Below are 13,584 nucleotides of genomic sequence, written 5' to 3'. Positions count from 1 at the left end.
TCGAACGTCTTGTACGTCTCACGGAAGGTTCTGCATGAAGAACCCGTCGGCTCATGGGCGCTTCGGCATCAAGGCCGGAGCCAAGGCAGGCCCCAAGGGCGGTGCGAAGGGCGGCGGCAAGACCCCCCGCACCCTCGGCCCCCAGGGCGAGTACTCCATGCCCCGGACGACCACGCCGGCGCTGCCGCCGGTGGAGTCCTTCTCGGAGCTCGGCCTGCCCCCTGAGCTGGTGAAGACGATGGCCGACCAGGGGGTGGCGAAGCCCTTCCCCATCCAGGCGGCCACCCTCCCCAACTCCCTCGCCGGGCGCGACATCCTCGGCCGCGGCCGCACCGGCTCGGGCAAGACGCTCGCCTTCGGCCTGGCCATGCTCGCCCGGACGGCGGGCCAGCAGGCGGATCCGAAGCGGCCGCTCGCGCTGGTCCTCGTACCGACGCGCGAGCTGGCGCAGCAGGTGACCGAGGCCCTGGCCCCGTACGCGCAGGCCCTGAAGCTGCGCGTCGCCACGGTCGTCGGAGGCCTGTCGATCGGCAAGCAGACGGGCGCGCTGCGCACCGGCGCCGAGATCGTCGTGGCCACCCCGGGTCGGCTCAGCGACCTGATCGGCCGGCGCGACGTCCACCTCGAGCGCGTGAAGATCGTGGTGCTCGACGAGGCCGACCAGATGTGCGACATGGGCTTCATGCCGCAGGTCACCGAGATCCTCGACCAGGTGCACCACGCCGGCCAGCGGATGCTGTTCTCGGCCACCCTGGACCGCAACGTCGACCAGCTGGTCCAGCGGTACCTGAAGGACCCGGTCGGGCACTCCGTGGACCCGCAGTCGGCCTCGGTGTCCACGATGGACCACCACGTGCTGCACATCCACGCGGCCGACAAGGTCTCGGCCGCGACCGAGATCGCGGCGCGCGAGGGCCGCGTGCTGATGTTCCTGGACACCAAGCACGGCGTCGACCAGTTCGTGAAGCACCTGCGGGCCATGGGCGTACGGGCGGAGGGGCTGCACAGCGGAAAGTCGCAGCCGCAGCGCACCCGGACCCTGGGGCAGTTCAAGGACGGCCTGCTCAACGTCCTGGTCGCGACCAACGTCGCCGCGCGCGGCATCCACATCGAGGACCTCGACCTCGTGGTCAACGTGGACCCGCCGGCCGACAGCAAGGACTACCTGCACCGGGGCGGGCGCACGGCACGGGCCGGCGAGTCCGGCAAGGTCGTCACCCTGGTCACCCCGAACCAGCGGCGCGACATGGTCCGGCTGATGGCCGACGCCAAGATCCGGCCGTCCATCACCCAGGTCCGCTCCGGCGAGGCCGCGCTGAGCCGGATCACCGGGGCGAAGGCCCCGTCCGGGGTCCCGCTGGCCGGCGCCGCCGCGACCGACGCCAAGGGCCGGCCCTCGGGCTCGGAGCTCGGCTTCCGCGGGATCGGGACCCGGCCCGGGAGGCCCGGGAAGGGCAAGGAGTCCCGTAAGACCATCGAGGCGCGGCAGGCCGCCGAGGCCCGCGCGGCGGCGCGAGTGCGGCGGGGCACGAAGTAGAGGTCCGAGGCCGCGGTCGGAGCCATCGGTTCGCGGCCCCGGACACGAACGCGGGGTGCCGGTCCCGCCGTACGGGACCGGCACCCCGCGGTCACGTCGTACGTGGCCCGCGCCCCGGGGTCACGAGGTGACGGCGGACCGCCGCAGCAGCCGCTGGGCCGCCGCGTTGCGAACGCGGCGGGTACGGGCGGCGGCGGCGAGCAGCCGCAGGGCCTCCTCCGCGTGCAGGGACTGGGCGGCCGTGCGCTGACACCAGTCGGAGGCCGCGAGGAGCTCCGCCCCTGACCAGGGCTCGCCCCGCGTGATGGCCTTCAGCAGGATCCACTCCCGCAGCCGGCGGGCCGCGAACGTGCGGCCGCCGAGGGCTCCGCCCACGGCCTGGGCCCAGGCGGGGAAGGACTGGTCGGCCAGCAGCCGCGCCGCCCGCCGGTCCAGGTGCGTGACGACCGCGCTCTCGGCCATCACCGGATCCGGGTCGCGCAGCACGGCGGCCACGGCCTCGGCCTCCGCGGGCTCGCCGGACGCGGCGGCCAGGGATTCCAGGTGCCGGGCGTAGCGCCAGTGCTCGGGCGGCACGCTCGCCGCGGTCGTCCCCTCGGCCTCGTTCACCTGGCTGCCCCGTGCTGACGTATCCGGTACTCGCTTCTCCCCATACGTCCATTCCACACGACACCGGTGGACCGCCGGTGGTCAGGGTGGCACCGGAGCCGCTCCGTCGGGTCTGACCGCGTCCGGTCAGGCCTGGCAGGCCCTCATGCCCGGCACGCTGTCAGGCCGGTCCGGCACGCCGTCAGGCTCTGGACCTCGTCAGGGCCATGGACCTCGTCAGGTCCGTGCCAGCATCAGGGCCTCGGCGCCGACCGGCCGGTACCCGGCGGCCTGGAACGCGCGGATGCTGCGCGTGTTGCCCGCGGCCTGCTGCGACCAGAGCGGCGTCCCGTCCGGGACCAGGTGGCGGGCGGCGCGGGCCAGTTCCCGGCCGAGCCCGCGGTGGCGCGCGTCCTCGGCCACCTCGACGGCCGTCTCCCAGCGGCCCGCCACGCCCCGGCCCAGTACCAGCACTCCCCCGCCGGTGGGCGTCGCCCAGACCCGTACGTCGTCACGGCGCCCCCGGGCCCTGCGGACGCGGGGATGGTCGGGGTCGTCCACCTCCCGGAGCTCCAGGGCGGGTTCGCCGGGCAGCGGGTCGGCGACCGTGAGCAGGTCGGTGGTGTCGTGGGCCCGGCCGGTGCGGTCCAAGAGCGCGGCGAGGAAGCGCGGGTTCATGGAGGCGGCGAGGCCGTCGCAGTCGATGGCGGCGAGGGTGGCCCGTATCCAGTCGGGATCCTCGTCGGTGAAGATCACGGTGTGCGCGGTGAAGGCGAGGACGCCCGCGTCGCGGGGGCTCGGCTGCGGGACGACGGTGGTGGAGCCGTCGGGCGCCGGGAAGCGTCCGGCGGCGGCCTCGTCCAGGATCTCGGCGAGATGCACGGGTCACACCTGCCCGAAGTGGGGGGACTTGACGACGCGGTCGTGCGGGAGGGACATGTCGGCGCTCCTGGTCGAGGGACTCCGGGTCGAGGGACTCCGACCATGATCACAGAGCGCGCGCACCGGCAGCCGCCGGGAGGGAACCAGGGTCGGGTCCGGGGACACACCGGCGCGCTCGACGAGTACACACCCCCGGGTCCGGGCCGCGGCGGCCGCCCGCGGCCCGGCCGGGCTGGGCCGGGCTGGGCCGCGCCTCAGACTTCGGTGCCGTGCGTCTCGTAGCCGCCGGAGCCCCGTTCGTTCGGGTGGCCCTGCTCCGGCAGCGGGGCGCCCGTCTCCAGGAGGGTCTTGAGGCTGGACGCGAGCATCGGCCAAGCCCGGCCGCACATGCCGATGAGGGTGCCGCCCGGTTCGAAGTCCTCGTGGAGGATGGTCAGCCGGGCGAGCGTGTCGCCGACCGGCTCGATCTCGTACGTCACCTTCGTGCGCCGCTCGCGCGCCAGCTCGGCCCGCAGGTCCTCATCGATGCCGACGGAGGCCGCCCACTGCGGGGTGAAGGTGTGCCAGGTGTAGGAGAGCCGCCGGTGCGGTACGCACTCCAGCACCACCTGCTCCGGATCGCTGGTCCGCGCCCCGCGCTCCACCCAGTCCATGGTCGATCCCACCCGCCAGTCGGTCTCGAACCCGAGCCCCCAGTAGCGCCGGGTGAAGGCGGGCTCGGTCAGGGCCTGCCACACCCGGGCCGGGTCGGCCTGGACGTACAGGGTGTAGGTGAACTCTGTCTCGCTCATCCCCCCATGCTGCGGGACCGCGCCCCGTGGACCGGGGATTGAGTCACCAGCGGCAGCCCTCCGGCGGGAGTTCCGTGGGCGGGGTGCGGGGTGGCGCGGGAAGCGAGAGGTGGGTGCGGGCGGCGTGGACGGCGGCGAGTTCCTCGTGGCCGGCAGCGCCCCAGTCGCTGAGCTCGCGGACCTGCTCGGGGGTGGCCAGCAGCCGGGCGTACGCCGGGTCGGTGCCCGGGGGCAGGGACGTGAGCCGGGCCGCGGTGCGCGCATGGGCGCCCTGGTCGGCGTGCCGGTAGCCGAGCGGGAGCGCGCCGGTGGTGGGGCCCGCCGTCGGGGGCGGGAGGTGGGCCGTGCCGGTGGCCCGCTCGATGAGCAGCAGCACGCGCCCGTCGGGGGCGAAGAGCCAGCCCGTGCGGTCCCGTAGGGGCAGGTCGGCGGGGGCGGGGCCGGGGTGCCAGGCGCCGTGCTGCCGGACGCGCGGGCCGCGCAGGGCGCCGAGCCGGTCCAGGGCGGTGGGGGCGGTGGGGCGGCCGTCTTCCAGCAGGGCGGTGCCGCCGCCGTTGATCCGGGCCCGCAGCGCGGAAAGGGCCCGGCGGGCGTCGCCCGCGTCCATCAGGGCGGGCAGCTCGTCCGGCTCGACGAAGTGGATCCCGGTGACCTCCTGCGCGGGGAGGCGGACGGACTCGATGCGCTCCCGGGTCCAGGTGCCGCCGTCGAAGACGTGCAGGATCTCGCCGGGGAACCGCATCTCGGGCGGGATGCCGGGCGTGTCCGCGGGGATCCAGTCGACGGCGAGGCCGTGCGGGTAACGGCCGTCGACGCCGAGCTCCTCGCGCATCTCGCGGGCAGCCGCCGCGGCCGGCGCCTCGCCCGCGTCCACCGCGCCGCCGGGCAGCAGCCGGTCGGGCCGGTAGTCGACGCTCTGGACGAGGACGCGCCCGTCGGTGTCGGTGACCAGGACGACCGCGCCGGTCCAGAGCGCGGCGCGCGAGGCCCCGTACTCCTCCGGGGTCATCCACGTGCCCGGATCCGGTCGCTCGGTCAGGGCCTCGTCGGTCAGCTGCGGCATCGGACTCCATTCACCGTAGGGGCGTCCACCGTGGGTGGACCCGCCGCCTGTGCAACCGCCCGGACGGCTCCCGGGTTACGGAGATCACTCTTGCCGGCTTTGCCGCCCCTATACCTCCTTATTACCTGGTTACACGGATCTTGCTACGTTCCGGGGTGCGGACTGGTGGCATGAAAACCGCCGGTCCGACCACGTCACCGGAGCGAGGAGAGGCCCCGACACGCGCCGCGCACCCCGTACGGGCACCCGGGCGGCCACCGCAAGCGGTGGACCGTGCCGGGCGTCGCGGGTGTGGCCGGCGGCGCGGCGGCCCTCGGCTTCGGTGGGCTGTACGCCGCCGGCCGAGGAGGGCCGCGCCGGCCTCGTCATCGACAACGGCCAGTACGAGAAGGCTTCGGGCGGCGGGGTCTCGGCGGTCGCCACCACCGTCTCCAACGCGATGTTCTTCGCGGGCGTCAAACCGGTCGAGTACGGGGCGCATCCCTTCTCCATCGAGCGCTACCCGGAGGGCCGCGAGGCCACCGTCGCATGGGGCAGCCTGGACCTGCGCTTCGCCAACGACTCGGGCAAGGCCCTCTACATCCGAAGTGCGAGCCGCAGTCCCCGCTGGAGGGCGTCGACGTCGCCGTGGAGCGGGTGTTCGTACAGGGCGGACACGAGGTCAACCGGGAGACGATGAAGACCCGTTACTCGCCGAGGGACAGCGTGACGTGCGCTTGAGCGGGTGATCCCGCCGCCGCTGAGCGCCTGGCACCGTCGTGGGGTGTTCCTCCGACCACCCTTGCGGGTGAGGGCGTGCGGGGGTGCGGGTGTTCGTGGGGCAGGCTGGGTGGATGGAGTTGCGCCGGGGACTGCGGGTGCCCTTGAACGTTGCCGCGATGATCGTTGCCGTGCTGGCCTTGACGGCGGCGACCGGGTGCGTGACCGTACGGCCGGTCGAGCCGGGGCGGGGTGCGGGTTCGGGGTCGGACACGCCGCCGGGAGCCATGGCGACGGATGTGCCGGCAGACGTGCGGGTGGGCGTGCCGCCGGGTGCACGGGCCGGCAGGCCTACGGGCGTACGGGCGGGCGCGCCGGAACCGGTCGCCGAGGCCCGGCCGTTGGGGACGCTGCCGGGAGCCCACTCCTCGACTCCCTTGCCCGAGGCAGGCGTTGGTGCGGCGGCCGCTGAGGCCGCGCCCGCCGTTCGCGAGCGGAGCAGGGCGAAGGCGGTCCCGCCGCGGGTCCGCCCGGAGCGGCCTCGCCGGGCCGGGCCCGGGCGGCCCGCCGCCGGACCCGCGCCCGGCCGGGCACCGGCGCCGGCCGCGAAGGCCCGTAGGTCCCGGCCCGCGCCGAACCGTACGTACGACATGGCACCGCTGTGCGCGGCGGCTCGGGGGACGGTGGACCCGGCCATCGTGGCGCTGTGTCACTGACGGCGTGGCGCTGCGGGGCGCGGGAGGCGGGATTCGCTTGGATGGGCCCGGCGGGCCCCGACCGGGTTCCCCCCAGCCTCCAACTCCAGGAGTCGCCATGGCGAAGATCGCTCTCTTCGGCGCGACGGGCACCATCGGATCCCGGGTGCTGCACGAAGCACTCGGGCGCGGCCACCGGGTCACGGCCGTCCTCCGTGACCCCGCACGCCTCTCGGACGCCGGCGGCGCCGGCACCTCCGCCACGGTCGTCGTACACGGCGACGTCCTCGACCCCGCGTCCGTGAGCCAGACGGCGGCCGGGCACGACGTGGTGGTGAGCGCGTTCGGGCCCGGACCCGGGGATCCCGGCACTCTCGTCGGCGCGGTCAAATCCCTGATCGGCGGCGTCCAGGCACTCGGCGCGGACGGGCCCCGGCCGCGCGTCGTCACCGTCGGCGACGCGGGCTCGCTGCGCACCCCCGGCGGACCGCTGGTCTGGGACCAGGCCGGGATCCCGGAGCCGGTCCTCGCCGTGATGCACGCTCACGGGGACGCCCTCGACTTCCTGCGGACCGTGCCGGTGGAGGAGGTCCGCTGGACCAGCCTCAGCCCGGCCGCGCGCATCGAACCGGGCGCGCGGACGGGGACGTACCGGCTGGGCCTCAACGACCTCGTCGTGGACGACGAAGGCCGCAGCCTGATCTCCACGGAGGATTACGCCGTCGCCCTGGTCGACGAGATCGAGCGTGACGCGCACGCGGGCATGCGGTTCACGATCGGCTACTGACGCGGTCTCCCGCTCCTCGATTATTCGCTGGTCCGACCGGGTCCCGCCTACCTAGAGTGACGGGGCACCACCGTCGTCGAGCAGGAGCGGACCATGCGCACCCACTACCCCCGGACCCCGCATCTGCCGTGGTCCCCGGGCGCGAGCTCCGACGACGTGCGGACCACGCGGCTCGACGGGCTGGCCGGTCGGGAGGTCGTGGTCACCGAGAAGCTCGACGGGGAGAACACCACCCTGTACGCCGACGGCCTCCACGCGCGCTCGCTCGACTCGGGCCACCACCCTTCGCGGGCCTGGGTGAAGGGTCTGCAGAGCCGCATCGGGGCGGGGATCCCGGCCGGTTGGCGGGTCTGCGGGGAGAACGTGTACGCCCGGCATTCCCTCGCCTACGAGCAACTCGACTCGTGGTTCTACGGGTTCTCCGTGTGGGACGGCGACCACTGCCTGGACTGGGACCGGACGGCGCGCTTCCTGCGCGAACTCGGCGTGCCGGGACCACGGGTGCTCTGGCGGGGCGTCTTCGACGAGCGCGCGCTGCGCAGACTGCGGCTCGACACGGCGCGCCAGGAGGGCTACGTCGTGCGCACGGCGGCCGGCTTCGCGCGCGCCGACTTCGGTCGGTGCGTGGCCAAGTGGGTGCGGGGCGGCCATGTCGCGACGGACACGCACTGGATGTACGAGCGGGTGGTGCCGAACGGCCTCGGGCCTTCGGCCGCGCTGTGGGACGTACGGTCGGGCGCGGAACCCGATGCGGCGGGCCTGCTCCACGCATTGGGGTTCGGCGCGGTCGCGGAACCGGGCACGGCGGCCGACGCTGTCACTGAGGCGGTCGCAATCGGGCTCGCGGCGGGCGGAGTCGAGGAGATCGTCGCCGAAGTCACCGGCCGCATCGACGGGTTGGAGGTGCGCCGATCCGGGGAGGTCCGGCTGGCCGGAGTACTCGCGGGCGCGCTCCACGGCGTACCGCGAGCCCGGCTCGCGGCGCGGCTCGCGGCGGGGCCGCTCGGGATGGCGACGGCGCGACGGGTCGCGGACCTGGTCGGGCTGTACCCCGCGCTGCGCAGGCCCTTCCCCTACCCGGACGCGGAGCGGCGGGCCGGGCTGGTCCGGATGGCGGGGGCAGCCGATCTGGGGGTGCTGCACGCGCTGGCGGGGGCGGCTCCGGCCGGTTCCGGGACGGAGGCCGCCGAGGCGCGCGAGTACGTCGAATGGTCCGCGCTGCACGCCGATGAGGCGGGGCTGCTCGGGCCCGCTCCGCTGGAGCCGCTGCGGGCCGGGCTGCGCGAGGCCCTCGCCGGCGCCGGGACAGCCGACGGTGACGCGTCCGACCGCTGCTGGGCACAGGCCCGCGAGGGCTACGGGCAGGGGAAGTTGACGACCCCGGAGGAGGCGGTGGCCGCCACGTGGCGGTGGCGGGACGGCTCGTCCTACCCGCGCCTGGTACAGCTCTGCGGGCCCTCCGGCAGCGGGAAGAGCACGTACGCCCGGGGGCTGCCCGGCGTGGAGGCGTACATCGGTCTGGACGACTTGCGCACGGCGCGCGGTTCGCGTTCGGACCAGCGGGACAACGCGGACGTGCTCCGGGAGGGCCTGGACCGGCTGGACTCGGCGCTGGCCGCCGCCGCACCGCGCGGCGGCACGGTGGTCTGGGACGCCACCTCCCTGACCGGGCAGCAGCGCGGGCTGGCCGGAGCGGTCGCCCGGCGGCGCGACGCGCTGGTCACCCACGCCGTGGTCCTCGTCGGGGAGGCGGAGCTGCTGCGCCGCAATGCCCGGCGCGCGCATCCCGTACCGGCCGGGGTGCTGGACTCGCAGCTGCGCCGCTTCACACCGCCGTATCCCGGGGAGGCGCACCGCACGTGGTACATCGGGGCGGGCGGAACCGTCGAGGACACGGCGGGCACGATCGGTAGGGCGACGACGGCGACGACTGCGACGGCGGCGGCCGCGCCGACGGGGACGACCACGGGCGGGGACTGCTGATGCGCACCAGCGAGGAGCTCTACCACCAGGTCCGCTGGGACCCGCGTTTCGATCCGGCGCGCTTCACCTTCGGGCTGCTGCAGCGCGGGGCCGAGCCGAAGCGGGTCCCGCTGCCGTCGTTCGTGCCCGGGGGCGACATCCCCTGGCACCGGGTGCTGTTCGTGGAGGCGGACGGCGTACTGGTCTGGGACCGGGCCACGGGCGTCGACGTCATCGACAACACCCCGGCCGGGCGGGTCCGCGACCCGAGACTGCTGCGGGCGCCCTTCTTCACCGCGCGGACACCGTACGCGTGGGACGCGGCGGCCGGCGGCGGCGCGTGGCTGCCGGCGCCCGAGGCCGGATCCCCCGGCACGGGTCCGGCGCGGGTGCGGCTGTTGACGTGGAACACGCTGTGGGACCGCTACGACGCCCCGCGCATCGCCACCGCACTGCGCAGGCCGCTGCTGCTGGCCGACCTGGCGGCCGCCGACGCCGATGTGATCGCGCTCCAGGAGGTGGAGCGCGGACTGCTCGGGATGCTGCTCGCCGAGCCGTGGGTGCGGGCCGGGTACACCGTCGCCGCCGATCCCGGTGGGCGGGAGGTGGCCGACAGCGGCCTGCTGGTACTGAGCCGGCTCCCGGTGCGGGAGGCGGGCGTGCACGCGCTGGCCCCGCACAAGGCGGTCGTCGCGGTCACGGTCGACACGGCGGGCGGCCCCCTGGTGGTCGCGGCCACCCACCTGACGAGCGATCACACCGAGCGCGGGGCGGACCGGCGGGATTCCGAACTGGCCCGGATAGCGGAGGGTTTGGCGGGCATCGAGGCGGGCGATGTGGCTCTGGTCGGCGACTTCAACGACGGCCGCTCGGGAGCCGAGGGGCCGGCGGCCGCGCTGGGCCTGCGGGACGCGTGGAACGAGGTGCACGGGCCGGCCGACCAGACGCCGACCTTCGATCCGGTCGTCAATCCGCTCGCCGCGGTGGGGTCGTTGTCGGGACGGGCCGGACGGCTGGACCGGATCCTGCTGCGGTCGGCGGCGGCTCGGGTGACGGCGGCCGGGCTGCGCGGTGACTCTCCTTCCCCGGAAGGTCTGTTCGTGTCCGACCACTACGGGGTCGAGGCCGCGCTGGAGTTCGGGCCGGTGGATGCCGACGGGCGCGCGGCGGCTCTGGACGCACGGTCCACGGCGCGGACGGCGGTGGCGTGGATGCCGCCGTACGACGCGGCGGTGGAGGCGGTGCGCCGGGAGTACGATCCGCAGGCGCAGCGCTGGCCCGCGCACGTGAACCTGCTGTTCGGCTTCGTACCGGAGTCCTCCTTCGAGCAGGCACTGCCGCTGCTGGCCGAAGTGGCCGCGCGGACGGCGCCGTTCACGGCGCGGCTGGAGGGCGTGCACAGCTTCGACTCGGCTCTGTGGCTGGACCCGGCGGCGGCCGGCGATACTCCGTGGCAGGAGCTACGGCGGGCGCTGGCCCTGCGCTTCCCCGGGTGCCGGGGCCGGGCGGAGGACTTCACCCCGCATCTGACCCTGGGCCGCAGCCCGGACCCCCGTCGCGCGGAGCGCGACCTCGCCACCCGACTCGGCGCCGGCCGATCGGCCCGCGTCGGCTCGCTGGCCGTCCTGTCGCGCCGCGGCGACGACCCGATGCGCGTCAGGGCCACGGTGGAACTCGGCACGGGCAAGGTCCACTGGCCCCCGGAGCCGGCGCGGCGGCTTTGGCCCGCTGGTGAGCCCTCGGAGTGCGCGCCCGCCCGGCCGGCCGCCACGACCCGGGCCGGCCAATCCGCCGGCGCGGCCACGGACGGGGCGGAGCCCGCACGGCCCGTTGCCGACGGGGCGGAGCCTGCCCGGCCCGCTGCCGCGACGCGGCCCGAGCGGCCCACCATTGCCACCACGGACAGGGCGGAGCCCGCCCGACCCACCGCCGCGACGCGGCCCGCGCCGGCCACCGGTGCCGCCACGGACCCAGCGGGGTCGGTCGCGGCGCGGATCGCGGCTGCGCTGCCGGAGGGGGTCGTACACGTGGCCGGCTCACGGCGGATGGGCTGCGCCCTGCCTGAGGCGGACCTTGACCTGGTGGCGGCCCTGCCCGGAACCACTGGCATCGCGGAGGTACGGGCGCGGGTGGCCTCCGCCCTCCCGGAGGCGGAACGGCTCCGGGAGGTGACGGGTGCGCGGGTGCCGGGCCTACGGCTGCGTGTGGCCGGGCTGGACGTCGACCTGGTGGTCGTCGCCACCGGGCCGGTCCCGCCCCCGCAGGCAGTGGCCCGGCGCGCGGAGCTCGGCGAGGCGGCGGCGGTGGCACTGAGCGCGGTGAGCGACGCGGACGCGGTACGGGCCTTCGTGTGCCCGGAGCACGCCGCGTTCGCCCGGCTGGCGCGCGAAGCCAAGGCGTGGGCCCGGTCCCGCGGGCTGGACTCGGCCCCCTTCGGCGGTCTGCCGGGCCTGGCCTGGGCGGTCCTTGCGGCCCACACGGTCCGCACCGCCGATGACCTCTCCCCCGGCGCCCTGCTGCGCGAGTTCTTCGCCACCTGGGCCGCCTGGGACTGGCGCACCCCGGTATCCCTGACGCCGTCACCGGCCGCGATCACCACCAGCGCACCGGCCGCACACGCGACGGCCGACCCACAGGGCGCCCCCGGCACGGACGTCACCCCGAGCACAAGCCGGTCGGCCTCGGCCGCCAACGGCGCCCCGGGCACGACGCCGACGCCCGGAGCCACGCCAGCCGCCGCCCCGTCGGGCGCAAGCCAAACGGTCGCCGCGACCACGCACGGCACCCGGGGGACGACGCCGGCAATCGAATCCGCATGTGCCGCCACCGCTTCGTGCGCAAGTCCGGCAGTCGCCTCGGCCGCCCACCGCACGCAAGGCACAGCACCGACGGCCGGGCCGTCCACACAAGCCGCCCTCTCTCCGGGCACGACCCCGGCGGCCGCCTCGGCGAGGCACCGCGCCCCATGCACGACACCGACGGCCGAACCCACACCAGCAGCCGCCCGATCGGCCGCGAACCCCGCAGTGGGCGCCCCCTCGGACGCGGGCACCGGCCCATCCGCGAACCCGGACTCCCGACGGCCCAACTCGGCGGCACCGGCGGCACCGGCGGCACCGGCGGCACCGGCGGCCAGCATCCGCGCCGCCGCGCTGGTGGCACCAGCGGCTCCGGCACCGGGCTCCTCGGGCGCGATCGCCGCGGCTTCAGAGGTCGGCCCCATGTCGACTTCGGCCGCCCGGCATCGCGCCGCTCCCGGAGCGGCCGAGGAGCACGCGGGCGCCTCGGACTCCGGGCCGACCGGCGGTGAGTCGAGTGGCGGCGGGGCCGTCACCGTCCTGACGCCCTCCGCTCCGGTTCGTACCTGCACCGCCCAAGTCGGTGTCGGCCTGCGGGACTTGCTCGGGCGCGAGCTGTACGGCGCGTGGGAAGTGCTGGAGGACGGCGGCGACACACACGCCCTCGCCGGTGCGCCGCCCCTGCACCGCCGACACGCCGCCTGGGCCGTGGTCACGGTGACGGGAGCCCGGCCCACGGACCTCGAAGAGAATCTCGGACGCGCGCGCGGCCGCCTCCGGGCCCTGCTCGGCGCGTTGTCCCAGGCGGGCTTCGAGGACGTGCACGCCTGGCCCCGCCCGTTCGAGCGGACAGCGACCCTGGCCCGCTACGCGATCGGCCTAGGCGCCGCGCCGCCGGACGCGCAGACCCTCACGGCCCTCACCACCCCCTGGTCGGCGACGCTCCCCGGCACAGAGGTGACCTGGGCCGACTGCGGCACCGTCCCCGACCTGCCCTGACACCCAGCACCTCGGGACCCACCGGCCCGGCCCGAGGTCGGGGGCACCGACGGCCCGGGGCCGGGAAGCTCGGGACCGAAACCCCGCCACGGCTGGGATAGCCAGAGCCCAACAGCCGACCGGGCAGAGCTCACGGCCTGAGAGTTCGGGCCCGGGACCCGGGAGCCGGGCTTGGGAGCTCGGGAGCCGGGGGCCGGGAGCTCGGGAGCTCGGGAGCCCAGCGCCGCAGGGAGCTCGGGAGCCCAGCGTCGCCGGGGGCCCAGTGCCCAACGCCCGACCCGGCGGGGTCGACGGCCCGATGGTCCGAGGGCCGGAAGCTCGGGGACGCGCGAGCCTGGGAGCTCGGCGTCCGACGGCCCGGCGTGGCTGGGGTGTCCGGGATCCTGGCGCTACGGAGCCCAAGCTCGGCGGCCTGGGGGCCGGCGGCCCCGCGGCCCGGCAGCCTGACGGACCACGGCCCGAGGCACCGAGCACACCAGCCGGACGAACGCGGCGCGCTCCGAGCCCACGCAGACCAGTACCGCATACGCGCCGCTCACCGCCCTCGGCCAGGGAGACCGAGGCCCGGGAGCCTGACGGCACGGCGGCACTCATCCCGACGGCCAAGGGGCCTTGCGTTGCCGGGGCCAGGAGCCCCGCGGCCCGGCCACCCGCAGCGCGAGAGCTTGGGAACTCGGGACTCAGCGCCCTGGGTCCGTCGCCCCGGACAGCCCGGGGCGCCAAGGGGCCCGACAGCCCGGAAGCTCGACGCAGCGCAGGGCCGGAGCTTGGAAGCCCGGAGCC

At 75.8% G+C, this 13,584-nt stretch carries 8 protein-coding genes and 1 pseudogene; 5 read left to right on the top strand and 4 right to left on the bottom strand.

Annotated elements, in window-relative coordinates; all coding sequences use genetic code 11:
• The first annotated feature begins 34 nt into the window (after positions 1 to 34).
• On the top strand, positions 35 to 1,537 hold the full coding sequence (locus J7F03_RS21270; protein WP_214951726.1) for a DEAD/DEAH box helicase: 1,503 nt from the start codon (positions 35 to 37) through the stop codon (positions 1,535 to 1,537).
• A 120-nt stretch (positions 1,538 to 1,657) separates the two neighbouring features.
• On the opposite strand, the gene J7F03_RS21265 is transcribed toward J7F03_RS21270, so the two are convergent.
• The 4 genes from J7F03_RS21265 to J7F03_RS21250 form a co-directional block, all read right to left on the bottom strand.
• On the bottom strand, positions 1,658 to 2,146 hold the full coding sequence (locus tag J7F03_RS21265; protein WP_308379840.1) for a hypothetical protein: 489 nt from the start codon (positions 2,144 to 2,146) through the stop codon (positions 1,658 to 1,660).
• A 216-nt stretch (positions 2,147 to 2,362) separates the two neighbouring features.
• Positions 2,363 to 3,007: a GNAT family N-acetyltransferase gene (locus tag J7F03_RS21260; protein ID WP_214951724.1), complete on the bottom strand. Its 645-nt coding sequence runs from the start codon at positions 3,005 to 3,007 to the stop codon at positions 2,363 to 2,365.
• 254 nt (positions 3,008 to 3,261) lie between these two features.
• Positions 3,262 to 3,798, bottom strand: coding sequence for an SRPBCC family protein (locus J7F03_RS21255; RefSeq protein ID WP_214951722.1), 537 nt, complete (start codon positions 3,796 to 3,798; stop codon positions 3,262 to 3,264).
• Between the two features lie 43 nt (positions 3,799 to 3,841).
• Positions 3,842 to 4,861, bottom strand: a complete 1,020-nt coding sequence (locus J7F03_RS21250) for an NUDIX domain-containing protein (protein ID WP_251072238.1) — start codon at positions 4,859 to 4,861, stop codon at positions 3,842 to 3,844.
• Between the two features lie 358 nt (positions 4,862 to 5,219).
• On the opposite strand from J7F03_RS21250, the pseudogene J7F03_RS41125 reads away from it, so the two are divergent.
• The 4 genes and pseudogenes from J7F03_RS41125 to J7F03_RS41120 all read left to right on the top strand — a co-directional run.
• Positions 5,220 to 5,581: pseudogene (locus tag J7F03_RS41125) on the top strand (VanW family protein); the annotation flags it as partial.
• 792 nt (positions 5,582 to 6,373) lie between these two features.
• On the top strand, positions 6,374 to 7,042 hold the full coding sequence (locus J7F03_RS21240; protein WP_214951720.1) for an NAD(P)-dependent oxidoreductase: 669 nt from the start codon (positions 6,374 to 6,376) through the stop codon (positions 7,040 to 7,042).
• 93 nt (positions 7,043 to 7,135) lie between these two features.
• Positions 7,136 to 9,025, top strand: a complete 1,890-nt coding sequence (locus tag J7F03_RS21235; protein ID WP_214951718.1) for an RNA ligase family protein — start codon at positions 7,136 to 7,138, stop codon at positions 9,023 to 9,025.
• Positions 9,025 to 12,801 carry a poly(A) polymerase gene (locus J7F03_RS41120; protein WP_251072237.1) on the top strand — a complete coding sequence of 1,259 codons (3,777 nt, stop codon included), beginning with the start codon at positions 9,025 to 9,027 and terminating at the stop codon, positions 12,799 to 12,801. The genes J7F03_RS21235 and J7F03_RS41120 overlap by 1 nt, the downstream gene beginning before the upstream one ends.
• Positions 12,802 to 13,584 lie beyond the last annotated feature (783 nt).

This window comes from Streptomyces sp. ISL-43, assembly GCF_018614195.1.
Classification (GTDB): Bacteria; Actinomycetota; Actinomycetes; order Streptomycetales; family Streptomycetaceae; genus Streptomyces.
This window is presented reverse-complemented; position numbering and strand designations above follow the sequence as displayed.